Source organism: Halomonas sp. CH40 (assembly GCA_041875495.1).
Classification (GTDB): Bacteria; Pseudomonadota; Gammaproteobacteria; order Pseudomonadales; family Halomonadaceae; genus Vreelandella.
Genome location: CP112982.1, coordinates 1,612,556 through 1,637,709 on the forward strand (window position 1 = coordinate 1,612,556; position 25,154 = coordinate 1,637,709).

Annotated in this window: 25 protein-coding genes and 1 tRNA gene; 19 read left to right on the plus strand and 7 right to left on the minus strand. The window is 55.5% G+C overall.

Going from position 1 to position 25,154, the window contains the following annotated elements; all coding sequences use genetic code 11:
• Positions 1-3: 3 nt before the first annotated feature.
• Positions 4-80, plus strand: a tRNA-Val gene (locus OR573_07395).
• A 371-nt stretch (positions 81-451) separates the two neighbouring features.
• Here OR573_07395 and OR573_07400 read toward each other — a convergent pair.
• The 4 genes from OR573_07400 to OR573_07415 form a co-directional block, all read right to left on the minus strand.
• The gene (locus tag OR573_07400) at positions 452-928 is read right to left on the minus strand and encodes a GAF domain-containing protein (protein ID XGA81442.1); all 477 of its coding nucleotides are present in this window, start codon (positions 926-928) and stop codon (positions 452-454) included.
• Between the two features lie 94 nt (positions 929-1,022).
• Positions 1,023-1,814, minus strand: a complete 792-nt coding sequence (locus OR573_07405) for a MetQ/NlpA family ABC transporter substrate-binding protein (protein XGA81443.1) — start codon at positions 1,812-1,814, stop codon at positions 1,023-1,025.
• Between the two features lie 104 nt (positions 1,815-1,918).
• On the minus strand, positions 1,919-2,572 hold the full coding sequence (locus tag OR573_07410) for an ABC transporter permease (protein ID XGA81444.1): 654 nt from the start codon (positions 2,570-2,572) through the stop codon (positions 1,919-1,921).
• A complete protein-coding gene (locus OR573_07415) occupies positions 2,553-3,596 on the minus strand; it encodes a methionine ABC transporter ATP-binding protein (GenBank protein ID XGA81445.1) in 1,044 nt (347 codons plus the stop codon). Before OR573_07415 ends, OR573_07410 begins: the two co-directional genes overlap by 20 nt.
• Before the next feature lie 564 nt (positions 3,597-4,160).
• Between OR573_07415 and OR573_07420 the strand changes: the two genes are divergently transcribed.
• From OR573_07420 to moaE, 10 genes are all read left to right on the plus strand, one after another.
• Positions 4,161-4,802 (plus strand): riboflavin synthase subunit alpha, encoded by a 642-nt coding sequence (locus OR573_07420; GenBank protein XGA81689.1) that lies wholly within the window; start codon positions 4,161-4,163, stop codon positions 4,800-4,802.
• Between the two features lie 148 nt (positions 4,803-4,950).
• Positions 4,951-6,249, plus strand: coding sequence for an NCS2 family permease (locus tag OR573_07425; protein ID XGA81446.1), 1,299 nt, complete (start codon positions 4,951-4,953; stop codon positions 6,247-6,249).
• A 33-nt stretch (positions 6,250-6,282) separates the two neighbouring features.
• A complete protein-coding gene (locus tag OR573_07430; protein XGA81447.1) occupies positions 6,283-6,828 on the plus strand; it encodes an adenine phosphoribosyltransferase in 546 nt (181 codons plus the stop codon).
• An 8-nt stretch (positions 6,829-6,836) separates the two neighbouring features.
• Positions 6,837-7,316: a xanthine phosphoribosyltransferase gene (gene gpt, locus OR573_07435; protein ID XGA81448.1), complete on the plus strand. Its 480-nt coding sequence runs from the start codon at positions 6,837-6,839 to the stop codon at positions 7,314-7,316.
• A 67-nt stretch (positions 7,317-7,383) separates the two neighbouring features.
• Entirely contained in the window at positions 7,384-8,067 is a 684-nt protein-coding gene (gene ung, locus OR573_07440; GenBank protein XGA81449.1) for a uracil-DNA glycosylase, read from the plus strand.
• Positions 8,068-8,163: 96 nt separating this feature from the next.
• The gene (gene upp, locus OR573_07445) at positions 8,164-8,793 is read left to right on the plus strand and encodes a uracil phosphoribosyltransferase (protein XGA81450.1); all 630 of its coding nucleotides are present in this window, start codon (positions 8,164-8,166) and stop codon (positions 8,791-8,793) included.
• Between the two features lie 121 nt (positions 8,794-8,914).
• A complete protein-coding gene (locus OR573_07450; GenBank protein ID XGA81451.1) occupies positions 8,915-10,153 on the plus strand; it encodes a uracil-xanthine permease family protein in 1,239 nt (412 codons plus the stop codon).
• A gap of 30 nt (positions 10,154-10,183) precedes the next feature.
• Positions 10,184-10,729, plus strand: coding sequence for a molybdopterin-guanine dinucleotide biosynthesis protein B (mobB, locus tag OR573_07455; GenBank protein XGA81452.1), 546 nt, complete (start codon positions 10,184-10,186; stop codon positions 10,727-10,729).
• A gap of 72 nt (positions 10,730-10,801) precedes the next feature.
• The gene (moaC, locus tag OR573_07460) at positions 10,802-11,608 is read left to right on the plus strand and encodes a cyclic pyranopterin monophosphate synthase MoaC (protein ID XGA81453.1); all 807 of its coding nucleotides are present in this window, start codon (positions 10,802-10,804) and stop codon (positions 11,606-11,608) included.
• A 2-nt stretch (positions 11,609-11,610) separates the two neighbouring features.
• Positions 11,611-12,063, plus strand: a complete 453-nt coding sequence (gene moaE / locus OR573_07465) for a molybdopterin synthase catalytic subunit MoaE (GenBank protein XGA81454.1) — start codon at positions 11,611-11,613, stop codon at positions 12,061-12,063.
• Positions 12,064-12,082: 19 nt separating this feature from the next.
• On the opposite strand, the gene OR573_07470 is transcribed toward moaE, so the two are convergent.
• The gene (locus OR573_07470; protein XGA81690.1) at positions 12,083-13,684 is read right to left on the minus strand and encodes a ribonuclease J; all 1,602 of its coding nucleotides are present in this window, start codon (positions 13,682-13,684) and stop codon (positions 12,083-12,085) included.
• 310 nt (positions 13,685-13,994) lie between these two features.
• On the opposite strand from OR573_07470, the gene purU reads away from it, so the two are divergent.
• Both purU and OR573_07480 read left to right on the plus strand, forming a co-directional pair.
• Positions 13,995-14,849, plus strand: coding sequence for a formyltetrahydrofolate deformylase (gene purU / locus OR573_07475; protein ID XGA81455.1), 855 nt, complete (start codon positions 13,995-13,997; stop codon positions 14,847-14,849).
• Between the two features lie 56 nt (positions 14,850-14,905).
• Positions 14,906-15,577, plus strand: a complete 672-nt coding sequence (locus OR573_07480) for an energy-coupling factor ABC transporter permease (protein XGA81456.1) — start codon at positions 14,906-14,908, stop codon at positions 15,575-15,577.
• 27 nt (positions 15,578-15,604) lie between these two features.
• Here the strand turns inward: OR573_07480 and lexA are convergent, their stop codons facing one another.
• The gene (lexA, locus tag OR573_07485) at positions 15,605-16,291 is read right to left on the minus strand and encodes a transcriptional repressor LexA (protein XGA81457.1); all 687 of its coding nucleotides are present in this window, start codon (positions 16,289-16,291) and stop codon (positions 15,605-15,607) included.
• A 328-nt stretch (positions 16,292-16,619) separates the two neighbouring features.
• Between lexA and OR573_07490 the strand changes: the two genes are divergently transcribed.
• From OR573_07490 to OR573_07505, 4 genes are all read left to right on the plus strand, one after another.
• Positions 16,620-17,324 carry a TetR/AcrR family transcriptional regulator gene (locus OR573_07490; protein XGA81458.1) on the plus strand — a complete coding sequence of 235 codons (705 nt, stop codon included), beginning with the start codon at positions 16,620-16,622 and terminating at the stop codon, positions 17,322-17,324.
• Positions 17,302-17,820, plus strand: coding sequence for a L,D-transpeptidase (locus OR573_07495; GenBank protein XGA81459.1), 519 nt, complete (start codon positions 17,302-17,304; stop codon positions 17,818-17,820). Before OR573_07490 ends, OR573_07495 begins: the two co-directional genes overlap by 23 nt.
• Positions 17,821-17,932: 112 nt before the next feature.
• Positions 17,933-18,952: a beta-N-acetylhexosaminidase gene (gene nagZ, locus OR573_07500; GenBank protein ID XGA81460.1), complete on the plus strand. Its 1,020-nt coding sequence runs from the start codon at positions 17,933-17,935 to the stop codon at positions 18,950-18,952.
• 82 nt (positions 18,953-19,034) lie between these two features.
• Complete coding sequence (locus OR573_07505) at positions 19,035-19,613, plus strand: hypoxanthine-guanine phosphoribosyltransferase (protein ID XGA81691.1); 579 nt, start codon at positions 19,035-19,037, stop codon at positions 19,611-19,613.
• Positions 19,614-19,622: 9 nt separating this feature from the next.
• Here the strand turns inward: OR573_07505 and OR573_07510 are convergent, their stop codons facing one another.
• Positions 19,623-20,456, minus strand: coding sequence for a kinase/pyrophosphorylase (locus OR573_07510; GenBank protein XGA81461.1), 834 nt, complete (start codon positions 20,454-20,456; stop codon positions 19,623-19,625).
• Between the two features lie 279 nt (positions 20,457-20,735).
• Here OR573_07510 and ppsA point away from each other — a divergent pair, with 279 nt between their 5' ends.
• Positions 20,736-23,108, plus strand: coding sequence for a phosphoenolpyruvate synthase (gene ppsA / locus OR573_07515; GenBank protein XGA81462.1), 2,373 nt, complete (start codon positions 20,736-20,738; stop codon positions 23,106-23,108).
• 245 nt (positions 23,109-23,353) lie between these two features.
• The gene (ggt, locus tag OR573_07520) at positions 23,354-25,150 is read left to right on the plus strand and encodes a gamma-glutamyltransferase (protein XGA81463.1); all 1,797 of its coding nucleotides are present in this window, start codon (positions 23,354-23,356) and stop codon (positions 25,148-25,150) included.
• Positions 25,151-25,154 lie beyond the last annotated feature (4 nt).

Sequence of the window (25,154 nt, forward strand, 5' to 3'; positions counted from 1 at the left end):
TTCAGGACCATAGCTCAGTTGGTTAGAGCGCCACGTTGACATCGTGGAGGTCGGCGGTTCAAATCCGCCTGGTCCTACCAGTTCATGCCTTTTTATCAGGCTGACACAGATTCCATAAAAAAGCCCTGGGCATCATGCTCGGGGCTTTTTTGTGGCCAGCAGCTTTATGACACAGTAGTACTAGGGTCTGTTGACGTTTCATCGCGAACCGCGTTGCTGCGCCAAAGGGCGTCAGGCAAGGCGCGACACGACGGCAATGGTGGTGCCGTGCCCTTACCGAGTGGCGCAACGCCGCATGGCGTCCTTTGGCGCGCAACCCGAAGGGACAGGGCCCTTTTGGCACAGCCCTGCGTTGCTCGTCGCTAATTGGGAACCACCCGACCACGCTCCTCACGCCTTGCTCTGCACCAAAAGGGCCTCTGTCGCGGCCGTGAGGAAACGTCAACAGACCCTAGTGCTCGAAAAAGATGGGCAGATCCGTCTGGCGGAGAAAGGTCGCAATCAAACGCTCAATGCCGTTCTGGTCTTCCTCGCTGAAGCGCGCTGGTATGGGGCTATCCAGGTCGAATACTCCCCACAGCTGACCATCAATTACTACAGGGATGACGAGTTCCGAGCGTGAATCGGCATCACAGGCAATATGGTCGGCAATAGTGTGAACATCATCAACGCGCTGGGTGCTCTGCTGACGCGCTGCTGCCCCGCAAACGCCTTTGCTGAAAGGAATCGGGTGACAGGCAGGTTTACCCTGAAAAGGCCCCAGGCTGAGCATCTCTGGCATTCGCTGCAGATAAAAGCCCACCCAGTTAAGGCTGGGCACTTCATGAAAGACAAAGGCGCAGACCTGGGCGCTGTTAGTCAGCCAGTCGCGGGTATCCAGCAAAGCTTCCAGCTGTCGGTTGAGCAGGGGATAGTCAATCTGAGGCATGCAGGTAATTTTCCTTGGTGTAAAAGCACATCAGGCCAGCAATAAGCTGACCTGACGGTGCTGCGATGCGTTGAGTTTCGAATCCGGCTGGCGTTTATTCAATCCAGCCAGGCACGGCGGCACCCTTGAACAGCTCATCGGCTTTTTCGATGACTTCTTCACGCTGGTAGGCATCCACCAGTTGGCGAATGTCTTCACGCTCTTCATCACCGGCACGCACGGCGATCAGGTTGACGTAGGGAGACTCAGGGCCTTCCTTGATCAGGGCGTCATCCAGCGTCAGCCCGGCAGGCTGGGCAAAGGTATTGTTGATAAACGCCATATCCACATCAGGCAATACCCGGGGTAGCTGGGCAGCTTCGATTTCCCGGAAGCGGAAGTTGCGCGGGTTCTCGGCAATATCCAGCGGTGTGGCTTCAAGGAAAGTGGGATCTTCCAGGGTAATCAGGCCTTCATTGTGCATCAGGATCAGGGCACGGCCTTCATTGGAAGGGTCATTGGGCAGGGCGATCTGGGCGCCGTCAGGCAGATCGGCGATATCCGTGAACTTCTCGGAATAGGCGCCAATCGGGTAGACAAAGGTGCGGCCAGCAATCGCCAGGTCGTAACCGCGGTCATTGATCATCGACTGCAGGTAGGGCTCGTGCTGAAAAGCATTAGCATCCAGGCTGCCATCGGCCAAGGCTGCGTTGGGGGTTACGTAGTCAGTAAATTCGATGATCTCGATATCAAGACCGAATTCTTCCTCGGCAATACGCACTGCCACTTCCATAACATCGGTTTCAGGCCCAGCGACGGTGCCTACCTTGATGCTGTGCTCATCGGCGGAAGCAATATTAATGGATAGGGCCAGAGTAGTTAAACTGCTGATTGCAAGTGTTTTCATGGTTTTGTTCCTCACGAATAGTATTGGTTTGGTGATATTAAAGCATAAAGAAATTATTTTTAATAATTTTTGGTTATTAATGTGATAGGCGTTATGTATTCAGGTTATTTGCGATCGCTTTTACGTACCAGGTAGTCGCCCAGGCTTTGGAAGCCCTGCACCATAACCACCAGTATAATGACGGTGACCAGCATGATTTCCGGCATGAAACGGTTATAGCCGTAGCGAATCCCCAGATCGCCCAGGCCGCCACCGCCCACAGCACCCGCCATGGCTGAGTAGCTGACCAGCGTTACCAGGGTGACGGTCAGTGCTGTGATAATGCCACCCCGGGCTTCAGGCAAAAGCACCTTACAGATGATCTGCCAGGGCGTTGCGCCCATGGCCTGAGCGGCTTCTACCAGGCCAGGAGACAGTTCATTCAGTGCTCCCTCTACCAGGCGAGCAACAAACGGGATGGCGGCAATGGTAAGCGGTACAGCGGCAGCATTGATGCCAATGGAGGTGCCTACCAGCATACGCGTGAAGGGGGTAATCGCCACCATCAGAATGATGAACGGAATCGAGCGGCCAATATTGGTGATGACTCCTAATACCTGGTTAAGCACCGGCCGGGCCAGGATCTGGCGCGGCCGGGTAACATATAGCATCACGCCCAGCGGCAAACCCAGCAGGGTCGCTATCAGCCCTGAGATGGCCACCATGTAGAGGGTGTCCAGGGTGGCCTGGAAAATAAGATCAATCATTGCGCTGGACATGGCCAAGCACCTCCACGTTAAGTTGGTGAGATTCAAGATAGGTGATTGCCTGGTGAGTCTGCTGCGCATCGCCCAGCAGTTCCGCTATCATCAACCCGAGCGTGCGCTCCTGGATTGACTCCACCTTGGCCTGCAGGATGCTGACATCAACACCACACTCCCTGGCCAAGCGGGAAATCAGCGGCGTAGACACCGCATCGCCGGAAAACGTCAGGCGCACCACCGGGTGAGTATGCTCGCCAGGGGAGGGCTGCAGGCGCTCAACCAACTCCTTGGGCGGGGTAAGCTGAAGAAAATCATTGAGGAAGTCTCGCCCTAGCTGGGTGCGCGGGGCGGTAAAGAAGTCGCCGACTTCAGCGTCTTCCACCAGCTCGCCTGCAGAAATCAGGCTGACCCGGTGGCAGATGGATTTGACAACTTCCATCTCGTGGGTGATCAGCAAGATGGTGATGCCCAGCGTCTGGTTGATATCACGCAGCAGCTCAAGAATCGAGGTCGTGGTCTGGGGGTCCAGCGCTGAGGTGGCCTCATCACAGAGCAGCACAGCGGGTTCATTGGCCAGAGCGCGGGCAATCGCCACACGCTGCTTTTGGCCGCCCGACAGTTGGGCGGGAAACTGGCTGGCCTTGTCAGCCAGGCCCACTAGCTTCAGCAAGGGTTCAACGCGTTCCTTGATGGCCTGTTTGGACTGCCCCGTCAGCTCCAGAGGGAAGGCAACATTATCGAAGACATTGCGTGTCGTTAGCAGGTTGAAGTGTTGAAAGATCATGCCGATGCGATGACGCGCCTGATTCAGCTGAGCAGCACTAAGCCGAGTGATATCCTGGCCATCAACCATCACGCTGCCCTCGGTTGGGCGCTCCAGCAGGTTGACGCAGCGGATCAGTGTGGATTTACCGGCGCCGGACAGGCCAATGACCCCGTGAATGGCACCCTTGGGGATATGCAGGTTAGCGTTTTTCAGAGCGTGAACGACCTGGCTGCCATTGGTGTAGGTTTTACTGACGTTGTTGAGCTCGATCATGGCGTTACCTTGAGGTTGGCCGCAAGTGAAAGCTGCGGGCCAGATTCAGTAAGCCGATATGGAAACATGCGGGGGGCGGCAAGCGTAGGGTGGGGGCAAAAAAAGACCACCCTGACGGGTGGCCATCAACGCTGGACACACCCTTTTAGCTGCACTTCACCGTGATATCTCACGATGGACGCCCGCAATCTGGGTACAAATCGGCGTCATTTCGATTAGGCAAAAAGTCTAAGATGAAGCTGATAGGTTGTCAAACGCCATGGTGGGATTTTTTATACTGTATTGCTTATTTGATATTAATTTTTGGTTTAATGTTTCTATTGCAGGTGATTTTCTGTTGAAAAGGCTGGAGTGGGGTGTTTCAAGCGGGCTCAATGATCTGCTCGGAAGCCACTGTCTGAGTCGTCATATCAAGGAAAAGGGTGTTGATAATGGTTGTGCTGACATTATACAGCGTACATCTTTCGGGTGCCTGATAGTTAAAAATGGCACAATAGAGGCGTTATCATGACGCCTTCCTTTCATTGTGGATATTTATCCGACCGTACTTTAATAGAGGTCTTTATGTTTACCGGTATCGTTCAGGGCACAGCTGAAGTTGTGGCCGTCAAAGAGCTGGAACAATTCAGGACACACGTTATAAAGATGCCGGCTGAAATGCGCGAAGGGCTGACCACCGGCGCTTCTGTTGCCCATAATGGTGTTTGCTTGACGGTCACCGCCATTGACGATGACCGTGTAAGCTTTGATCTGATGCGCGAAACCCTGCGCTTGACCAATCTTGGTGCAGTCAGTGAAGGGTCGCGTGTCAATATCGAGCGCGCTGCGCGCTTTGGGGATGAAATCGGCGGTCACTCTATGTCGGGCCATGTTATTTGCATGGCAACCCTGAGCGCGATTGAAGAAGCGCCCAATAATCGGCGCCTGTGGTTTAACCTGCCAGCAGAAATCGGCCGCTTTGTGTTTGAAAAAGGCTACATCGGCGTTGATGGCATCAGTTTGACAGTGGGAGAAGTGAGGCATGACAAGGAGAGCCAGTCGTTGGCGTTTTGCGTGAATCTGATTCCGGAAACGCTGGCACGTACAAGTCTGGGTGACCGCCAGTTGGGGGATAACGTCAATATCGAGATTGACCCGCAAACCCAGGTCATCGTTGAAACCGTTGAACGTATGTTGAGTACACGTGGCCTCGATATTGCAGGCTAAGTCTGTTTGGACGCCGCCGCCTTGTGCTGCGGTTTCATGTTGGCTGCTCATTGCCTTAAGGCTCGCATGAATGCTGGCCTTTCGGTAATATGTGCGGCTTTTCTTGCACTCTGACGCCGCTGCGTTTGCACCAAGGGTAACCATACTCATGAACTTTCTGGATAAGCACTTCAAGCTGACAGAACATAAGACGAATATAAAAACAGAGGTTATTGCAGGAGTTACCACCTTCCTGACCATGGCCTACATTATTTTCGTTAACCCCAGTATCCTGTCTGAAGCTGGGATGGATTACGGAGCGGTCTTCGTAGCCACCTGCCTGGCAGCGGCCATTGGCTGTCTGGTGATGGGCATCTGGGCCAACTACCCGATTGCCCAGGCGCCCGGTATGGGCCTGAATGCTTTCTTTACCTACGGTGTTGTGCTCGGAATGGGCTACACCTGGGAAGTAGCGTTGGGTGCGGTCTTCCTTTCCGGTTTCTGCTTTTTCCTGCTGAGTATCTTCAAGGTGCGTGAGTGGATCATCAATTCGATTCCGCTTTCTTTACGCCTGGGTATTGCGGCGGGTATTGGCCTCTTCCTGGCCATGATTGCGCTGAAAAATGCCGGTATCGTTGTGTCTAACCCAGCCACCTATGTAGCGCTGGGCGACTTGAGTGAGCCGGCCGCCATTTATGCCCTGGTCGGCTTTTTTGTGATTACTGCCCTGGCCTATCTGAAGGTGACCGGCGCGGTAATGATCGGCATTCTGGGCGTAACAGTGGTCGCCATCCTGCTGGGCCACAATGAATACGGTGGCCTGATGTCCATGCCGCCTTCCATTGCGCCAACCCTGATGCAGATGGATATCATGGGCGCTCTGGATGTAGCCATGCTCAGCGTCATTTTTGCCTTCCTGTTTGTTGACCTGTTTGATACCTCTGGCACGCTGGTAGGTGTGGCACAGCGCGGTAAACTCCTTGACGAAAATGGCAAGCTGCCGCGCATCGGGCGCGCCATGATGGCCGACAGCACCGCCTCCATGGCCGGTGCCGCTCTGGGTACCTCGACCACCACCAGCTATATAGAATCCACCGCCGGGATTGCCTCAGGCGGACGTACTGGTCTTACCGCGGTCGTGGTCGCGATTCTGTTTCTGGTCAGCCTGTTTTTTGCCCCACTGGCGGGCTCTATTCCAGCCTATGCCACTGCAGGCGCACTGCTGTATGTAGCGGTATTGATGGCCGGTAGTCTGGCACATGCCGACTGGGATGACCCGACCGAGGCTGCACCTGTGCTGATTGCCGCACTGGCGATGCCGCTGACTTTTTCGATTGCAGAAGGCATTGCGCTGGGTTTTATCAGCTTTGTGGCGATCAAGACCCTATCAGGCCGTTTTAAAGACCTGAATCCGGCAGTTATTGTGCTGGCGCTGCTGTTTGTAGCCAAGTTCCTGTTCCTGGATTAATCCTCCATCTTTGATGAAACAATGAGAGACGCAATGAGCATCTACGGCGATTATATCAAGTCCGTTATCCGCACGGTTCCTGACTGGCCCGAGCCCGGGGTTAATTTCCGCGATATTACGCCGTTGTTGCAGAACAGCGCGGCATTTCGCAAGTTGATTGATAGCTTTGTTCACCGCTATCAGGAAATGAACCTTGATGCGATTGCGTCCATTGATGCACGCGGCTTTATTATCGGCGCGCCGCTGGCCTACGAGTTGGGCTGCAGCTTTGTGCCTGTGCGCAAGAAGGGCAAGTTGCCTTTCAAGACAGTCAGTGAAACCTATACGCTGGAGTACGGCCATTCTGAAGTGGAACTGCATGCGGATGCCTTTTATAAGGACGACCGCATTCTGCTCATGGATGATCTGATTGCCACAGGCGGCACCATGCTGGCTGCTGCCAACCTGATTCAGCGCTGCGGTGGGCAGGTGGTCGAAACGGCAACGATTATCGATCTGCCTGAACTGGGCGGTTCCCAGAAAATTCGCGATGCCGGTTTTGGTGTGTTCGCGGTATGTTCCTTTAATGAAAGCGAGTAACACCTTTTATGAGTAGTCATCGTTATCGTCAGCATTTTACGGTCTCCTGGGATCAGCTACACCGCGATGTGCGTGAGCTCTGCCATCAGCTGGTGGCGCGGGATTTCAAAGGGATTATCGCCATTACCCGAGGCGGGCTGATTCCGGCGGCGCTGATTGCCCGTGAGTTGAATGTGCGACTGATCGATACGGTATGTATCAAAAGCTACGATCATATGGAGCAGAGCCAGCTTGATGTGCTGAAAGGCGTTGACCATGACGGTGATGGCTGGCTTTTGGTGGATGACCTGGTGGATACCGGCAAAACCGCCCGAGCCGTCAGGGAAATGCTGCCCAAGGCGCATTTTGTGACGATCTATGCCAAACCGGAAGGCAAACCCCTGGTGGACCAGTATCTGACCGAAGTGGGCCAGCAGTGCTGGATCCAGTTCCCCTGGGATATGGGTGTGGCCTACGTTGAGCCGCTGGTGGATCAGGTCAAGAAGTAAGCGGATTCAACCAGCGTGGGCGCAGCTGCAAGCGGCTGCTACTTGAAGGGTATGAACGAGGGCAGGTATGGCAAATCCATTATCGGGTGAGTGGGCAGAAGCATTGGACGCCGAATTCCAGGCTGATTATATGCACTCACTCAAGCAGTTTCTGGCCGCTGAAAAAGCTGCCAGAAAGGTGATTTACCCGCATTCATCTGATTGGTTTCGTGCCTTCGAACTGACGCCACTAAGCAATGTCAAGGTAGTGATACTGGGGCAGGACCCTTACCACGGGCCAAATCAGGCCCATGGGCTGTGCTTTTCTGTTCAGCCTGGCGTGCCAGTGCCGCCTTCGCTTGCCAATATCTACAAGGAACTGGCCAGTGATATTGGTTTTCAGCCGGTGCGCCATGGTTGCCTGGAGAGTTGGGCCCGCCAGGGCGTGCTGTTACTTAATACGGCCTTGACCGTTGAGCAGGGCAATGCGGCCTCTCATCGTGGCAAAGGTTGGGAGGCATTCACTGACCGGGCGATTGAAGTTGTCAGCCAGCAGGCGCCGCCTTGTGTTTTCATGCTGTGGGGTAGTCATGCGCGTCAGAAAAAGGCGCTGATTGACCAGCAGCGTCATCTGATTCTCGAAGCCCCACACCCTTCGCCGCTGTCAGCGCATCGTGGTTTTTTCGGTACTCGGCATTTTTCCCAGGCCAATGCCTTTCTGGTCGCTCAGGGGCGGGAACCGATTGACTGGCAATTGCCGGCTACCCCTTAACCTGGGCGTTCGTTGAGAGTAGAATACGGCGCAATTTTACGCGTTTGTCGAGTCGACGAACGTCGTTATTCCGTCTAACCGCCGCGAGGAAGTTCCATGAGCGTACATGCCATAAATCACCCACTGGTACAGCATAAGCTGGGCCTTATGCGCGAGATGGATCTCAGCACCAAAAGCTTTCGGGAACTGGCGGGTGAAGTGGCCAAGCTACTGACCTATGAAGCAACTCAGGGGCTGGAGCTTGAAGACCACGAAATTCAGGGCTGGAATGGCCAAGCGATCATGACGCGCCGCCTGAAAGGCAAGAAAGTCACGGTTGTGCCTATTCTGCGTGCTGGCCTGGGAATGCTGGAAGGCGTTACTGACCTGATTCCCAGTGCCAGGGTGAGCGTGGTTGGCCTCTATCGCGATGAAGAAACGCTTCAGCCTGTGCCTTACTTTGCCAAGTTCGCCAACGATATCGAAGAGCGTATGGCCATTGTGATCGACCCCATGCTGGCCACCGGAGGCTCCATGGTGGCCACCCTTGATATGCTGCGTGAGCGCGGCTGCGAGCAGATGAAGGTGATTGTCCTGGTGGCGGCACCGGAAGGGATTGCGCGTGTTCAAGAGGCCTACCCAGATATCGAGATCTACACCGCCTCGGTGGATGAACGGCTGGATGAAAACGGCTATATCGTCCCTGGTCTAGGGGATGCCGGTGACAAGATCTTCGGCACGCGTTGAACAACCCTTGATCTCCTGCCCCTTGCGCTATAGGCGTTGGGGGCATTTTTTTGAGTGACTGTCGTGAGACCGCTAGCGGTTTAGGGCCGTCAAATATCAATCCATTCAATGGAGGCAGCTTGTGAGTGATACCACCACAACCGCACAATCCGATTCATGGCCTAAGCTAATACTGACGGGCGCACAGATGCTGTTTGTGGCCTTTGGTGCTTTAGTACTGGTACCGCTGCTGACGGGGCTTGACCCAAGTGTTGCCTTGTTTACCGCAGGTGCGGGCACCCTGGTGTTCCATGCGGTCACCCGTCAGAGTGTGCCGGTCTTTCTGGCGTCTTCGTTTGCCTTTATCGCCCCTATTCAGGGCTCGATTGCCAGCTTTGGCGTCTCGGCCACCCTGGGTGGCTTGATGGCAGCGGGGCTGGTCTATGTGGTGATTTCCCAGGTTGTTCGTCTTAAGGGAACCGCCTGGCTGCATCGTTTGCTGCCACCGGTCGTCGTGGGGCCTGTGATCATGGTGATCGGCCTGGCCCTGGCGCCGGTAGCGGTCAGTATGGCAACCGGTGAAAACAGCGATAATATTGATTATGGTGCGGCCATTTTCCTTTCCATGACTAGCCTTTTGATTACCCTGATTCTGGCGGTATTTGGCCGCGGGCTACTCCGCCTGGTGCCGATCATGGGCGGTATTATCAGTGGTTATGTGCTGGCGCTGATCATGGGGGTCGTGGACTTTTCGCCGGTGACCTCGTCAAGTTGGCTATCTCTGCCCAATTTTACCGCGCCAAGCTTTCATTGGGCTGCCATTCTGTTCATGATCCCGGTAGCCATTGCCCCTGCCGTTGAACATATTGGTGATATGGTCGCGATTGGCTCGGTAACGCGTAAAAACTATCTGGAAACCCCCGGTTTGCATCGCACCCTGTTAGGGGATGGCCTGGCAACCACAGTGGCTGCCCTGTTTGGTGGCCCGCCTAACACCACCTATTCAGAAGTGACGGGTGCGGTAACCCTGACCCGCGCATTCAATCCGATGTATATGATCATTGCCGCTATCATCGCCATTCTGCTGGCCTTTATTGGTAAGCTGGGGGCCTTGCTGCAGACCATCCCCGCGCCTGTGATGGGCGGTATCATGACACTGCTGTTTGGCTCCATTGCCGTGGTGGGGATGAACACCCTGGTCAGGGCAGGGCAATCGTTGACGGCGCCTCGTAACCTGGTGGTAGTGTCATTGATTCTGGTCTTCGGGATTGGTGGCATGCAGTTTGGGGGCGGTCAATTCACCTTGCAGGGCGTTAGCTTGGCGGCGATTGTAGGGATCGTGCTGAATCTGGTCTTGCCGCGTGCCCAGGAAGATGAATAAAGCTTGCCATTGGTTTGAAAAAGGATCGTTATGAGCACCTCAGAGATTGCCCCCCTGGTGGCTACCGGATTTCCTGTTCTAGGCGTAGCGGCCTGGAGCGGTACCGGCAAAACGACGCTGCTGGAGGCCTTACTGCCAGCGCTACGTGAACGCGGCCTGACGGTGGGTGTGATCAAGCATGCGCATCATACCTTTGAAGTGGATAAGCCCGGCAAGGACAGCTACCAATTGCGTAAGGCGGGCGCGTCACCGATGCTGGTGGCGTCCCATCAGCGGTACGCGCTGATGCAGGAAACGCCGGGGCAGCAAGAGCCGGATCTGAATCACCTGCTGAGCTTGATGGCACCGCATACTCCTGATCTGGTGATTGTCGAGGGGTTCAAGGCCTGGCCGCTACCCAAGCTGGTGGTTTATCGTCAGGAAGTGGGCGATCCAGGTATTCTGGATGACCCATGGGTTTGTGCAGCGGCTCTCAAGCATTCAGATGCCCGGCCGCTGGCAGAGGCAGTGGCGCGTCTTGATATTGATGATGCGCCCAGTATTGCTGAATGGATTCATGGTTGGATGCAGCGCTGAAAGCGGAAACATCAACTAGTTGGATTAAGCGGTCTTTATTAACGGTCTTGATTGACTCTGGGGTGATTTGATATGCAACTGACGCACCTAAATGCTAACGGCGAGGCACATATGGTGGATGTGGGCGCAAAGCAGCCAACCCGCCGCGAGGCAGTGGCTTCCGGACGCATCATGATGCAGCCGCAAACGCTGCAGTTGCTGACCGACGGGGCGCTGCCCAAGGGTGATGTTATCGCCACCGCGCGGATTGCCGGTATTCAGGCGGCCAAGCGCACCCATGAACTGATCCCACTCTGCCATGCGTTAGCGCTTTCCAAGGTAACGGTGGATTTTGAACTTGATACGCAAAACAGCTGTGTGCATGTATCGGCCATGTGCCGCCTGACTGGGCAGACCGGTGTCGAAATGGAAGCGCTGACAGCCGTATCCGTGGCCTGCCTGACGCTCTACGATATGTGTAAGGCGGTGGACAAGTCGATGCGCATTGAAGGCGTTCAACTGGATAGCAAGGTGGGTGGCAAAAGCGGTGATTACCAGCGTGGGTCTGGTGATCTGGAGGTTCCACCGATTGTGACCGGCGAAAGCGCGTCGGGCGAAGTACATCTGGGCGAGCGCTGTGTGGGCGAGTGCGTACGCGTTAAATTTCTGGCTGAACTGCGCGAGCGCCTGGGGCATAGCGACCTGAGCATTGCCCTGGATGCGCTGGAAACCAAGGATGTTGCTGGTTTGAAAGCACTGCTTGCCGCCAGGGAAGACAACTTTGATGTCCTGCGTGATCAACGCACCTTATGTGCCGTCAATCAGGTGATGGTCAATGACAGTGCTCGCCTGACGGATAACGATGAAGTGGCCTTTTTTCCTCCTGTAACCGGCGGCTAATCATGAATATTGCAGTGTGTATTCAGACGCAAGCCTTTGATATGGCTTATGGCTATGATGATCTTCTGGAAAATCGCAGCGATGTCGGGGCTGTGGTCAGCTTTACAGGCCTGGTGCGTGATTTCAACGAATCCCCTGAGGTGACAGGGCTGACGCTTGAGCATTATCCGGGCATGACAGAGCGCACCCTTGAGGATATTGGCCAGCAGGCGTGGCAGCGCTGGTCACTACAGGGAATCCGGATCATTCATCGAGTTGGCTACATGGCGCCTGGCGACCCTATCGTACGGGTGTCGGTTGCCAGCGCACACAGGCGCGATGCCTTTGAGGCCTGTGACTTCATCATGGACTTTCTGAAGACCCGGGCACCTTTCTGGAAAAAGGAACACGCCCGAGAGGGCGATTACTGGGTGAAGGAGCGTGCATCAGACCAGCAGGATGCAACCCGCTGGTAAGGGTGTTGGATAACGTTTCTCAGCCTTCCTGGTCCGGCGTGCTCCATTCGGGCATTTCGGCCGCCATGATCTGCAGGTGAACCTCTGGCAGATGCTGCATATGCTCTGCCAGCCAGCTGATCAGGCGCGGCTGCAACGCCAAGCGTAATTCTGCCAGGGTATCGGCATGAATCTCGCTCAACTGCTCGTCCAGCCAGTCGCTGAAACTGTCTTCATCCAGTGCGCCTGCTCCGGCGTTATCCAGCATTAGTCGACCAATACGCCACCAACCAATATCACTAGCGGTAACCGGCAGGGCCAGATACAGGCTGCCACGGCGTTTATGCTGAGTGGATGCTTCCAGGCCAGGGTGCGGCACGACGCTGTTCTGGCTGACAATGCAGGGCGGCTGAGGGTAGCGCGCCTGATGGCGCAGCCCGCGAGAATCAAAATGGATCAGGTCGCCGTTAAGCGGTGCCACCGGCGCTGCAATATTGAGCGATTCGGCCAGCTCCTGATGCGCCTGCTGATGGCGCGCCTCGCCATGCACGGGCAGCAGATGGCGCGGTTTTACCCAGCGGTAAAGGGTTTTCAGCTCTTCCTGGGCCGGGTGGCCTGTGGCGTGGAGTTCCGGATGGTTGAACTCGTCAAACAGGGTAATTCCCATCTGGGTGAAGCGTTTTTTCAAGCGTTCAATAGGGCGCTCGTTGCCGGGAATCGCCTTGGCTGAAAAGATGATGTTGTCGCCCGGTTCCAGGTCAACAAAGGGGTGACGACGCTGGGCCAGGCGCTGTAGCGCTGCGCGTGGTTCACCCTGGCTGCCGGTGGCAATAATAATGACTTCATCAGCGGGCAGGTAGCCCAGATCGTGGGCGGGTACCAGCGGCGGCAGCTCGTCAAGGTAACCAAGCCCTCTGGCCACCGTCACCATGCGCTCCATGGAACGCCCCATCAGGCTGATTCTGCGCCCGCACTGCTGGGCTGCCCGTGCAATCGCCACGATCCGCGCCACATTGCTGGCAAAGCAGGATATCACCACGCGACCCTTGCAGCTGGCAATGGTACTGGCCAGCGCCTTGGCGACATCGCCTTCACTACCGGAATGACCGGGCATGGGCGCGTTGGTTGAGTCACCCACCACAAGATCAAGCGGTGCCAGGGCGCGGAACTGGCTGGCGTCAGCCGGCTTGCCCACCAGGGGTTGGGCATCCAGCTTCCAATCACCGGTATGCAGAACGCGATAATCACCCACCAGCATCATCAGCGCGCAGCTTTCCGGAATGGAATGCGGCAGCGGCAGGTGGCGAACGGTGAAAGGTCCGGATGAAAGAGCCTCGCCAGGGTCGACAACGCTGATTTTATCCGGGCTTAGGCCATGTTCGGCAAACTTGAGACGCAATAGGCCTGCGGCCAGCGGCGTGGCGTAGATCGGGCACTGCCAATTAGGCCACAACCAGACAACAGCGCCGATATGATCTTCATGGCCATGGGTGATAAACAGCGCCGCAGGGGTGATATCAAGCGACGTCAGGGTGTCCAGGTTGGGAACTTGCAGGGGAGTGCCAGGCATGTCCTGACGGATCATCATGCCACAATCAACCGCTACCCAATGGTCTTCATAGCCGTACAGGGTGAAGTTCATTCCCACTTCACCGCACCCTCCAAGCGGCAGTAGCTGCAGCGGGGGGCGACGACGGGGACGAATATGTACGCGGGGTGGATGCATCGTGGGTGAAAAGCCTTGAAAGTAAGGCCTTTACTATACGGGATTGAGGGGGGCTGCCACAATCACTGCAGCGCTGTGGATCGATTTGCAACCGTGATCAGCGTGCGCACATCCGGTACACTATATCCCCCTGTTTGCCACTCTGCAGAGGCAAGCAGCCCAGGATGGCGAAATTCATGCAGGCTTGTCGCCAGCTTCAGGTCAGTGCTATCACAGAGTCTTATTTATGTCCCGATATTATCGTTTGGTGGTTTCCTGCCCGGATCAGGTGGGAATTGTGGCGCGAGTGGCCAATTTCATTGCCCAGCAAGGTGGCTCAATTACCGAAGCGAGCCAGCATTCAGACCTGGAAACCGGGCGCTTTTTCATGCGCTATGAAATTCTGGCTGATTCCCTGGCGATGGGCCCTGATGTTTTCAGTGAAGCGTTTCGCCCAGTGGCTGATGATTTTCAGATGGATTGGGCGGTAACCGATACGGCGCAGCGGCCCAAGGTCGTGATCATGGTGTCCAAGGAGTCGCACTGTCTGGTGGATCTGCTGTATCGCTGGCAGGGAGGAGAGCTTGCCTGTGATATCGTTGGGGTGCTTTCCAACCATGATGACATGCGCTCGCTGACCGAGTGGTACGGTATTCCCTATCAGCATATTCCGGTGAACCCTGACGATAAACAGCCGGCCTTCGATGCCGTTGAAGCACAGATAGAAGCGCTTCAGGCGGACTGTGTTATCCTCGCGCGTTACATGCAGATACTGCCGCCGGCATTATGCCAACGTTTAAGCGGGCGGGTGATCAACATCCATCATAGTTTTCTGCCTTCCTTTGCGGGCGCCAAACCTTATCACCAGGCCTACCAAAGGGGCGTTAAACTGATAGGGGCAACCTGTCACTATGTGACGGAAGAACTCGATGCAGGCCCCATTATTGAGCAGGATATCCATCGGGTTACGCATTGCCATACGCCAAAGGATCTAGTGCGTTTTGGGCGCGACGTTGAAAAGTCAGTGCTTGCACGTGGCGTGCGCTGGCACCTTGAAGACAGGGTCATCATTCATGGCAATAAGACGGTTGTCTTCAACTAGGGTCTGGAAAGTATTCGTTAGGAAATCCCGCTTTTGACCCCTTGAGGTTGGTTTTTATGTCTTTTGCCGAAAGTGTCCTGGCGCCTTGGGCTTTACTGCTTTCCGGGTTGCTTTCTACCGCAATGTTGGCCTGGGTGATAATGCTGAAGCCCTGGCAGGCGCTGCTGGACGATACTGCCCTACAGCATCGTTGGTTGGCGGCGACGCTGGCCGTTGTGCTGATGTGGCAACTACGTGCTCAGGCGGTGGATTGGTTAACCCTGCACCTGGTATTTACCGTATTGATGACGCTGGTGTTCAAAGCGCCGCTGGCGTTATTGAGCAATGTCATGATCAACATTGCCATGGTATTGATTGGGCGTAACGAGTGGCCGTTGCTGGGGGCGAATGTCCTGGTGACCGGGATAGTGCCTGCCTTGACGACAGGCCTTATCTGGCGATTTGTCGACCGCAAGATGCCCGATAACCTGATGGTCTTTCTGTTTGCCTGCGGTTTTTTTGGCACTGCCCTGGCAACGCTGGCCGGCGGGTTGACGGCGGTAGGGCTGATTGTCCTGGCCGGTACAGACCCTGAGGCGGTGTATCTTGCCCAGGAATATGCGCGTTTTCTTCCACTTCTGATGCCTTCAGAAGCCTTTATTACTGGCATGTTGCTAAGTGTCCTGCTGGTCTACCATCCGCAGTGGGTGGCCACATTTAATGACCACCGCTACATTGATATGCAGTAGGCATGACACCTACAGCGGGCAGGCCGCTTAACCCAACGCTTGTCCGCTGCCACCTCGAATAACGCCAACCCCCACGCCTTCAATTTCCAGCGACTGAGAGCGCAGATCAACGTTGATTGGCAGGAAATCCTCATTTTCAGCCAGCAGCTGAACCAGATGGCCATCGCGTTTAAAACGCTTGACCGTTACTTCATCATCCAGCCGGGCAACCACGATCTGGCCGTCGCGAACGTGCTCGGTACGATGGACTGCCAGTAGGTCACCTTCGAGAATACCAACGTCCTTCATCGACAGGCCGCGCACCCGCAGCAGGTAATCTGCTTTGGGTGTGAAGTATTCAGCCGGCAACGGGCAGTAACGATCAATATGCTCAGTGGCCAGTATCGGGCTGCCTGCAGCAACCTCACCGATAATTGGCAAGCCGCTGTTGCCAGTGCTGACAGGTGCGCTTTCCAGAGGCTGGCTTTCAGGAGTTGAAGGCGTGGTTTCAGCGCTTTCCTGAGCCGGTAGGCGTATACCCCGCGAGGTATTGCGGATAATGCGAATCACTTTCTTGCGTTCTAGTGCCCTGAGATGTTCCTCCGCCGCATTCGGGGAGCGAAAGCCAAGTGCCTTGGCAATCTCGGCGCGAGTGGGTGGGTAACCAAATTCACCCATGGTTTTGACAATAAAGTCATAAACGTTTTGTTGGCGCGCAGTCAAAGGACGAGACATGGAGCTCTCCCACCTGATGGTGTCGGTAATTAATAAGTAAGAACCTGTCATTACTTATTGATATGTTGATTCTGCAGATGAATCCAAAAATTAGCGTAATAAACTATGTGATTAAGTATACAGTATGTGCCTCTGTCCAGTATAGGATGAGTATTAAATTTTGTGTAGTCATACCAGAGGCTTGCGTGAGAGAGCCGAGGTTTTCAACCGCAGGCGATAAGTGTTTGAAGGTTTCAGGGTCAGTTTTAATTCAACAGGCGTTGAGCGTCTGCAAGCCATGCCGTAATATCTGTTCATGTTTTAAACATCTGTTTTCTGGAGCAACTTCATGGCCCAGCTCGACACAGTGACACGCATCCTCGACACTGCTGAAGTCCTTTTTGCTGAGCGCGGCTTTGCTGAAACATCGCTGCGCAACATTACCAGCAAGGCCAAGGTCAACTTGGCCGCGGTCAACTACCATTTCGGCTCCAAGAAGGCGCTGATCCAGTCAGTGTTTTCACGCTATCTGGACCCCTTCAGTGAGCGTTTTCATAGCGCTTTGGATGCGCTGGAAGAGCGCTATCAGGGGCGCGTCATTCCGCTTGAAGTGCTGCTGGAAACCATGGCGGAGACGGTTCTGTCGGTGCCTGCCGAGCGCAACAGCCTGAAGGTGTTCATGCGCCTTCTGGGGTTGGCCTACAGCCAGGCGCAGGGCCACCTGCGGCGGTTTATTCAGGAGCAATATGGCGATGTGTTCACCCGCTTTACCGAACTTGTGCGCCAGGCCACCCCTGAACTGCCGGATGCTGAGCGTTTCTGGCGGCTGCATTTCATGCTGGGAACGGTGATTTTTACCCTTTCCGGCCTGGATGCGCTGAGAGATATCGCTCAGAAAGACTATCAGGAGCATGTTTCCGTGCGCGATCTGGTACGCCGCCTGCGCCCTGTGGTGGTGGCGGCCATGAATGCACCGTTGCCCGCCTCCGTTGAGTCAGAACACAAGGCGCTCGAGAGCAAGGAACACAACAATGCGCACTCCCTCGCTGATTGAGCTTCCCCCTGAAGCGGGTAAGTGGATTGACGTCGATATTACACGCCAGGCATTAACCCTGTGGCAGGGGCAAACAAGTGGGCTTTGCTTGCCGGTCTCCACTGGCAAGGCGGGCACCGGCCAGCAGGATGGCAGTGGCCAGACCCCTTTGGGTTGGCACTATGTGCGGGCTGCCATTGGCAGCGAGGCGCCACCTGATGCGGTGTTTCGCGGCCGCCGCTGGACAGGGGAAATCTATTCAGCGGCCTTAAGTGAGCAGTATCCTGCAAGAGACTGGATTCTGACGCGCATCCTGTGGCTGTGTGGCCTGGAAAGTGGTTTTAATCGGGGCGGCAAGGTGGATTCACAGCGTCGCTTCATCTATATCCACGGTACGCCGCCTACTGAGCCGATGGGACAGCCGCTGTCGCATGGTTGCATCCGGCTTGAATGCCAGGCCTTGCTGGAGGTATTTGCTTTCGCGGTACCCGGAACGCCCGTCTGGATACATCTCTAAGGGTGCCGAATTGGGTGATACTCAGAGCTGACCAACAACGCCTTTATTGCCAGATAAGTTGCATGCAGGGAATGATCCACTAGAATTGCCGTTTTTTCAGGATGCTTGTGTCATGACGCACTCAGTTGGCCCGGTCATGCTTGACCTCGAAGGAAGCTCGTTAACGTCTGATGAACGTCAGCTGTTGCAGAAAGATGCCGTGGGTGGCGTCATTCTGTTTGCGCGTAACATTCAAAGTGCCACCCAGGTGCGAACCTTATGCGATGATATTCGCCAAGTGCGCCCTGATCTTCTGGTTGCGGTGGATCAGGAGGGCGGCCGGGTGCAGCGCATCAAGGAAGGCGTCACCCGCTTGCCGCCGATGGCCCTGCTTGGCCAGCGCTATCAGCAGGATGCGGCTGAAGGGCTAGCCCTGACACGGGATGCCGGCTGGTTGCTGGGCATGGAAATGGCCGCCTGCGGCTTGGATATTACCTTTGCTCCGGTATTGGACGTTGATGGGGGCACCTCAAGCGTGATTGGCGATCGTAGTTTTGGCCAACAACCGCAGCAGGTGGCCGAGCTTGGCCAAGCGCTGATTCAAGGCCTGCATGATGCCGGGATGGCGGCCGTCGGTAAGCATTTTCCCGGTCATGGCAGCGTGGCAGAAGACTCGCATATTGCCCTCCCGGTTGACGAACGCCCTTTGAGCGCTATCAAGCAGCATGATCTGGTGCCCTTTGCCCAACTGGCGAATATGCTGGATGGCGTCATGCCCGCCCATGTTATCTATCCTGCCTTTGATCATCGGCCTGCCGGGTTCTCACCGGCCTGGCTCGGTATGTTGCGTGAATCGCTCAACTTCAAAGGCTGTATTTTTTCTGATGACCTGAGCATGACCGGCGCTCATGCCGCAGGTTCACCCGCAGAGCGCGCCAACGCCGCCCTGCAGGCAGGCTGCGATATGCTATTAGTATGTAATGATCGCGGTGCAGCACTTGAAGTGCTTGATGCCTGCATCGGGAAGGGCACAAGACGACCCATGAAATTACGCTACGCCCGTGCGCGGCCAACGCTTGAATCACTGAGCGCCTTGGGGCGTTGGCGCCGCACCCATGCCAAGCTGGAAGCGCTGGCTGGCTCAGCTAAGTAAGCCAGAAATCAAAAAATCGACGACACACGAGAAGGCCTGTAGGCAATCAGGGCCCATTTGTAAAAACGCCAGAGGAAACATGATGGCCAAGTTAGATAATGAAACACTGGCTTCGCGCGACTCCATGCGCGAGCTGATGGATGATGCGGACTGCCTGATTACCCAGCAGCAGGTAGAGCACGCCCTCGACCGCATGGCCGAAGAAATCAGCCGGGATCTCGGCGACAAGTTGCCGGTTTTTTATTGCGTGATGAACGGTGGTCTGATCACCACCGGGCACCTGTTGACCCGCCTGGGTTTCCCGCTAGAAGTCGACTATATCCACGCGACCCGCTACCGCAGTGAACTGCGCGGGGGGGATCTGTTCTGGCGTGTTTCACCTGAAGTCCCGATGGCAGGGCGCCATGTGGTGATCATTGACGATATTCTTGATGAAGGGGCAACGCTGGCGGCTATTCTTGAATATTGCAAAGAAGCCCAGGCGGCGAGTATCAGTACGGCGGTGCTGGTTGATAAGCAGCATGACCGTAAGGCAGCGCCTGGGTTGAAAGCCGATTACTGCGGCCTGGAAGTCGCAGACCGCTTTGTATTCGGCTTCGGGATGGATTACAAGGGCTACTGGCGTAACGCCCCAGGGATCTTTGCACCCAAAGGTCTTTGAGCTATAACATTATCGAGGTGAGAAACGCCGTGACAGGCCAGTCTCAGCAATCATGCGGGTGGAAATCTCCTCAACGGAAAAGCGTGTCGTGTCGATAAACGGAATATGCATGCTGCGATACAAGGATTCTGCCTGTTCAACTTCCTGCATGCATTGATCCATGGAGCTATAGCGGCTGTTGGGGCGTCGTTCATTGCGAATGGCCGCCAGGCGACGCGCATCAATGGTCAGCCCGAACAGCTTGTGCCGGTGGGGTGCCAGCGCCTTGGGTAGTTTGAGCACGCCATCTTCATCGTGGTCATCTTCGGTCAGCGGGTAGTTGGCGGCGCGAATACCGAACTGCAGCGCCAGATACAGCGAAGTGGGGGTTTTACCGCAGCGTGAAACGCCTACCAGAATCACATCAGCCTTGTCGTATTGATGAGTACGCGCACCGTCGTCGTTATCCAGGGCAAAATGTACCGAGTGAATCCGGTCCATATACACATCATCGCTGCCAATCGAATGGGTTCTGCCTACGCTGTAGGAAGAATGAGTGTTCAGTTCCTGCTCCAAAGGTTTCAGGAAGGTTGAGAAGATATCAACCTTGAAGCCGGTGGCTTTACGAATGACATCACGAATGTCCTGATCAACGATGGTATCGATAATGATGGGCTGCTCACCATCATTGACAGCCGTGGCGTCAATGATCTCAACCAATGTATGAGCCTTGGCCAGGGTGTCGATGTATGGCTTGGTCAGCATCTTGATTTCGACATTTTCAAACTGGGCCAGCAAGCTGCGCCCCAGGCTTTCAGCGGTGATGCCGGTGCCATCGGAAATAAAAAAAGCGGTACGTGTCATCAGTTTGTCGCTCTATCAATACGGGAATATGGCGTGAATTGCGCTATTGTCACGACTTGGCAGCGATAAAACAATCTCAGCAGCTGCTTACCTCGCAGCGGCAATAGTAGGGGTTCGCGTAGCCACTACAGGAAACGTCTGAATGTCACCGATGTTGTAATTATCCTCCACCCCCTTCGATGTTAGACCAATGGCGAATAGAGAAGGGTGATGCTAGGGTAGCATCGTCTATTTTGGGCGGCCCGCTGGCCGTGCTGATGCTAAATGCGAGGGGGTTGCGTGGAAGAGTACATTCTGTGGTTTGATCACTTGGGTATGAACGACGTAGAGCGGGTGGGTGGTAAGAATGCCTCTCTGGGTGAAATGATCTCGAACCTTTCCGGCGCTGGCGTGACCGTGCCAGGCGGCTTTGCCACCACTGCCCAGGCGTACCGGGAATTTCTCTCCCATGAAAAGCTTAACGAACGTATCAATGCCACATTGGATCGGCTTGACGTTGACGACGTCAAGGCGCTTGCCGAAGCCGGTCGTAATATTCGTCAATGGGTGATTGATACACCTCTGCCGCCCAACTTTGAAGCCGCGCTGCGTGGCGCCTACGAGCAGCTGCAACAGCAGCATCCCAACCTCAAAGTAGCCGTACGCAGCTCAGCCACCGCTGAAGATCTGCCGGATGCCTCCTTTGCCGGTCAGCAGGAAACTTTCCTTAATATCGAAGGTTTCGACAATATCAAGCGCGCCGTACACGAAGTCTTTGCGTCACTGTTCAACGACAGGGCGATTTCCTACCGGGTACACCGCGGCTACGCCCATGAAAACGTGGCGCTGTCCGCCGGTATTCAGAAAATGGTGCGCTCGGAAACCGGTGCTGCCGGGGTCATGTTCACTCTGGATACGGAATCCGGCTACCGCGATGCGGTATTTGTCACCGCTTCCTGGGGCTTGGGTGAAACCGTTGTGCAAGGCGCGGTTAACCCGGATGAGTTCTATGTGCACAAGCCGACCCTGGCCGCTGGTCGCCCGGCTGTGCTGCGTCGCAATCTGGGCTCCAAGCTGATCAAGATGGTCTACACCGATGATGCCAGCGCGGGTAAATCCGTTGAGACCGTCGATGTGCCGCTCAAGGAGCGGGGGCGTTTCTGTCTCGATGATGCCCAGGTAATGGCGCTGGCCGAGCAGGCGGTGACGATTGAAAAACACTACCAGCGCCCGATGGATATCGAGTGGGCGCTGGATGGCGATGACGGTGAGCTGTATATCGTCCAGGCTCGTCCGGAGACAGTGGTTTCCCAACAGGAAGGCGGCAAGCTGGAACGCTTCCATCTGAAGGAAAAGGGCCGCACCTTGGTGACTGGCCGTGCGATTGGTCAGCGTATTGGCCGCGGGGCGGTAAAAATTGTGTTGAGCCCTGATGATATGGACAAGGTTCACGACGGCGATATTCTGGTCACCGACATGACCGACCCGGACTGGGAGCCGATCATGAAGCGGGCGTCGGCGATTGTGACCAATCGCGGCGGACGCACCTGCCATGCCGCCATTATTGCTCGTGAGCTGGGTATTCCAGCGGTTGTTGGCTGTGGAGATGCCACTCAGCTACTTAACGAAGGCAGTGATGTCACGGTTTCCTGTGCGGAAGGGGATGCTGGCCACGTGTATGAAGGGCTTCTGGAGTTCGACTATAAGGTATCAAGCGTTGATGCCATGCCCGATATTCCTTTCAAGATCATGATGAACGTTGGTAACCCGGATCGCGCTTTCAGTTTCTCAAGCCTGCCTAATGCTGGCGTTGGCCTGGCTCGTCTGGAATTCATCATTAACCGGATGATTGGCGTTCACCCCAAGGCGCTGCTCGAATACGCGACGTTGCCTTCGGACCTTCAGCAGATTATCGACCTGAGAACGGCGGGCTACGATGACCCGGTCAGTTTTTACGTGGATAAACTGGTAGAGGGAATCTCGACCCTGGCAGCTGCGTTTTATCCGCAGCGAGTGATCGTACGGCTGTCAGATTTTAAATCCAACGAGTATGAGAATCTGATTGGCGGCAAGCTTTATGAGCCGGGCGAAGAAAACCCCATGCTGGGTTTCCGCGGTGCTTCCCGCTACGTTTCTGACGCCTTCCGGCCCTGTTTTGAGCTGGAATGCCGGGCGCTGAAACGGGTGCGCGAAGTCATGGGGCTTGATAACGTCGAAATCATGGTGCCCTTTGTGCGTACACCCGAGGAAGCCGGTGAAGTGGTTGAACTGATGGCTGCCAATGGCCTCAAGCGCGGTGAGAACGGCCTCAAGGTCATCATGATGTGTGAGCTGCCTGCTAATGCGCTATTGGCGGATGAGTTTCTTGAACACTTTGACGGCTTCTCGATTGGTTCCAACGACCTGACGCAGCTGACTCTGGGGCTTGACCGTGATTCGGGTATCGTCGCGCATCTGTTTGATGAGCGTAATGCGGCGGTCAAAAGGCTGCTGGCTATGGCGATCCAGGCCTGCAAGGCGCAAGGCAAATATGTGGGGATCTGCGGGCAAGGCCCATCAGATCATCCGGATCTGGCCAAGTGGCTGATGGAGCAGGGAATAGACTCAGTCTCCCTGAACCCGGACGCGGTACTTGAAACCTGGTTCATGTTGGCGGGTGAAACCCTCGACTAAGTGACCCCACAGCGTTTTGTTAACAATAAAAAGCCCGGCTGCCGCCGGGTTTTTTATTGGCTAGTATTTACTGGCGAGCACTTTTTCATGACGGGGCTGCAACAACGGATCTCGCTAAATGTTCTGGCGTTATTAATTGCGTATAGTAGTTTATAAATATAGTACTTTGTAAAGACAGCACTTTGTAAAGACAGTACGTTGTAAGAACAGTGCTTTGTCAGGATCATTCATCAAGAGGACGTCTCATGCGCCATTGGAAATATGCCTTACCGTTGAGCTTTATGCTGCTGCCGCTGTATGCCAGTGGTTTCAGCTATGAAACACCGGCTATCTCACCGGAAACGGAAACAGGCTTAGCAGAAAAGCCTGGCTGGGAAAATCAGAACTTTGCGGTTGCGGCAGCTAACCCGCTGGCAACCGATGCCGGTTATCAGGTGATTAAAGCCGGAGGGAATGCCATTGATGCAGCGGTGGCAGTGCAGATGGTGCTGACTCTGGTAGAACCCCAGTCCAGCGGTATCGGCGGGGGTGGTTTTCTGATGCATTATGATGGCCAGCATGTTCAGACATTCGATGGCCGCGAGAAAGCGCCGTCAGGCGTTGATGAAAACCTGTTTATAGGTGAAGACGGTGAACCGCTGAGCTTTGCGGATGCGGTTAACAGTGGCCTGTCCGTTGGGGTGCCGGGGCTTGTCAGGATGCTTGAAAACGCGCATGCACAGCATGGCCAGCTGCCCTGGGAAAGCCTGTTTGCGCCGGCTATTACGCTGGCCGAGGAAGGCTTCGCCGTCAGCGAGCGCCTTCATACCAGTCTGGCTGATGATGCCACCCTGCGTGACAACGAGCTTGCCAGGGCTTTCTATTATACTGATACAGGCGAGCCCATCGCGGTAGGTGAAACACTGCGTAACCCAGCGCTGGCCGACATTCTGCGCCAGATAGCGGCCAAGGGAAGCCAGGCGCTGTATGCTGGGCCGGTCGCCGAAGATATTGTCAATCGCGTGGCGGCGCATCCACAGCGCCCGGGCAATATGCACATGGACGATCTGGCTGACTACGAGGCACCAGAGCGGGAAGCGCTGTGTACGCCCTGGCAGCAGTGGGAGGTGTGTGGGTTTCCGCCGCCGTCTTCAGGTCATCTCACCATCATGCAGATGCTCGGTATGATGGATAATCAGCCTATGCTGGAGGCGCCGCTTGATGATGGACTACCTTCCAGCAGTTGGCTGCATCAGTTCCTGGAAGCCTCACGGCTGGCATTTGCTGATCGCGGTTTGTATATCGCCGACCCTGATTTTGTTCAGGCCCCCGGCGGTGACTGGAACACTATGCTTAACAGTGATTATCTGGCAGAGCGGGCCAGCCTGATCGAGGCGGATGCCAGCATGGGTAGCGGCGCTGCTCAGCCGGGTAAACCGGGTGATATGCAGGTAAGTTTCGCCTCTGCACCTGCGCAGCCAGAATACGGCACCAGCCATATCAGTATCATTGATCAGGATGGCAACGCGGTGGCCATGACCACCTCGATTGAACAGGCGTTTGGCTCGCGGATTCTGGCTGATGGTGGCACAGGGCTTTCTGGTGGCTATCTGCTGAATAACCAGCTGACAGACTTTTCCTTTGTGCCGGAAGTGGATGGCCAGCCGGTTGCTAACCGGGTTGAGGCGAATAAAAGACCGCGTTCCAGTATGAGCCCGACCCTGGTGTTCGATCGTGAGAGCGGTGACTTGCTGGCGAGCCTGGGATCACCGGGTGGCGCGGCGATCATTCACTACAACGCCCGAACCCTGGTGGCGCTGCGCGACTGGGGGCTTGATGCCCAGGAAGCACTGAATCTGCCTCATGCCGTGACCTTGGGGAGTGCGGTCTATCTGGAAGCCGAGGGCTATCCGCAAGAGACGCTGTCTGCTCTGGAAGCACTGGGCCACGATGTCAGTGAGCGGGATCTGACCAGCGGGCTACAGGCGATTATGCGCCAGCCGGATGGAAGCCTGTTCGGTGGCGCTGATCCGCGCCGCGAAGGCATTGTCATGGGCGAATAAGCGT

What these genes read in the sequence shown, in the direction of transcription:
- OR573_07400 (XGA81442.1), bottom strand. Translation starts at nt 928, where the DNA reads ATGCCTCAGATTGACTATCCCCTGCTCAACCGACAGCTGGAAGCTTTG.
- OR573_07405 (XGA81443.1), bottom strand. Translation starts at nt 1,814, where the DNA reads ATGAAAACACTTGCAATCAGCAGTTTAACTACTCTGGCCCTATCCATT.
- OR573_07410 (XGA81444.1), bottom strand. Translation starts at nt 2,572, where the DNA reads ATGTCCAGCGCAATGATTGATCTTATTTTCCAGGCCACCCTGGACACC.
- OR573_07415 (XGA81445.1), bottom strand. Translation starts at nt 3,596, where the DNA reads ATGATCGAGCTCAACAACGTCAGTAAAACCTACACCAATGGCAGCCAG.
- OR573_07420 (XGA81689.1), top strand. Translation starts at nt 4,161, where the DNA reads ATGTTTACCGGTATCGTTCAGGGCACAGCTGAAGTTGTGGCCGTCAAA.
- OR573_07425 (XGA81446.1), top strand. Translation starts at nt 4,951, where the DNA reads ATGAACTTTCTGGATAAGCACTTCAAGCTGACAGAACATAAGACGAAT.
- OR573_07430 (XGA81447.1), top strand. Translation starts at nt 6,283, where the DNA reads ATGAGCATCTACGGCGATTATATCAAGTCCGTTATCCGCACGGTTCCT.
- gpt (XGA81448.1), top strand. Translation starts at nt 6,837, where the DNA reads ATGAGTAGTCATCGTTATCGTCAGCATTTTACGGTCTCCTGGGATCAG.
- ung (XGA81449.1), top strand. Translation starts at nt 7,384, where the DNA reads ATGGCAAATCCATTATCGGGTGAGTGGGCAGAAGCATTGGACGCCGAA.
- upp (XGA81450.1), top strand. Translation starts at nt 8,164, where the DNA reads ATGAGCGTACATGCCATAAATCACCCACTGGTACAGCATAAGCTGGGC.
- mobB (XGA81452.1), top strand. Translation starts at nt 10,184, where the DNA reads ATGAGCACCTCAGAGATTGCCCCCCTGGTGGCTACCGGATTTCCTGTT.
- moaC (XGA81453.1), top strand. Translation starts at nt 10,802, where the DNA reads ATGCAACTGACGCACCTAAATGCTAACGGCGAGGCACATATGGTGGAT.
- moaE (XGA81454.1), top strand. Translation starts at nt 11,611, where the DNA reads ATGAATATTGCAGTGTGTATTCAGACGCAAGCCTTTGATATGGCTTAT.
- OR573_07470 (XGA81690.1), bottom strand. Translation starts at nt 13,684, where the DNA reads ATGAACTTCACCCTGTACGGCTATGAAGACCATTGGGTAGCGGTTGAT.
- purU (XGA81455.1), top strand. Translation starts at nt 13,995, where the DNA reads ATGTCCCGATATTATCGTTTGGTGGTTTCCTGCCCGGATCAGGTGGGA.
- OR573_07480 (XGA81456.1), top strand. Translation starts at nt 14,906, where the DNA reads ATGTCTTTTGCCGAAAGTGTCCTGGCGCCTTGGGCTTTACTGCTTTCC.
- lexA (XGA81457.1), bottom strand. Translation starts at nt 16,291, where the DNA reads ATGTCTCGTCCTTTGACTGCGCGCCAACAAAACGTTTATGACTTTATT.
- OR573_07490 (XGA81458.1), top strand. Translation starts at nt 16,620, where the DNA reads ATGGCCCAGCTCGACACAGTGACACGCATCCTCGACACTGCTGAAGTC.
- OR573_07495 (XGA81459.1), top strand. Translation starts at nt 17,302, where the DNA reads ATGCGCACTCCCTCGCTGATTGAGCTTCCCCCTGAAGCGGGTAAGTGG.
- nagZ (XGA81460.1), top strand. Translation starts at nt 17,933, where the DNA reads ATGACGCACTCAGTTGGCCCGGTCATGCTTGACCTCGAAGGAAGCTCG.
- OR573_07505 (XGA81691.1), top strand. Translation starts at nt 19,035, where the DNA reads ATGGCCAAGTTAGATAATGAAACACTGGCTTCGCGCGACTCCATGCGC.
- OR573_07510 (XGA81461.1), bottom strand. Translation starts at nt 20,456, where the DNA reads ATGACACGTACCGCTTTTTTTATTTCCGATGGCACCGGCATCACCGCT.
- ggt (XGA81463.1), top strand. Translation starts at nt 23,354, where the DNA reads ATGCGCCATTGGAAATATGCCTTACCGTTGAGCTTTATGCTGCTGCCG.